Here is a 376-nt window from a genome sequence, read left to right on the forward strand (position 1 = left end):
TTCTTACTCTGTTGGTAGCCGTTGGGATTTCGCTAAGAACATGTCTTTAAAAGCGGATGTGACCTATGTCGATTACCGCGATACTAGTGGTGGGTTCCAAAGTAATGTTGAAACAACAGTAAGCCCATATATTGCAACGGGTAATTACCTTGAAGACAGCTCTATTGTCTATTCAGCACGTCTTGATTTCGTATTCTAAGGAGGCCATATGAAAAGTTTACTGGCAGCAATAACCGTAGCGGTTCTTTCATTTAACGCTTCTGCTGGAATGGTAGTGATTGGTAACAATGCTGGCGTTGATTCTTTATCTAAATCAGACGTTAAAAAGTTATTCATGGGTAAGAAAAGCAAGCTATCGAATGGTACTAAAGCACAG

General features: G+C 40.2%; 2 pseudogenes. Both read left to right on the forward strand.

Annotated elements, in window-relative coordinates:
- Positions 1-199, forward strand: a pseudogene (locus AB4486_RS28095) (hypothetical protein); the annotation flags it as partial.
- A gap of 9 nt (positions 200-208) precedes the next feature.
- Positions 209-376: pseudogene (locus AB4486_RS28100) on the forward strand (phosphate ABC transporter substrate-binding protein); the annotation flags it as partial.

Source organism: Vibrio sp. 10N.222.55.C6 (assembly GCF_041473395.1).
GTDB classification, from domain to species: domain Bacteria; phylum Pseudomonadota; class Gammaproteobacteria; order Enterobacterales; family Vibrionaceae; genus Vibrio; species Vibrio crassostreae_C.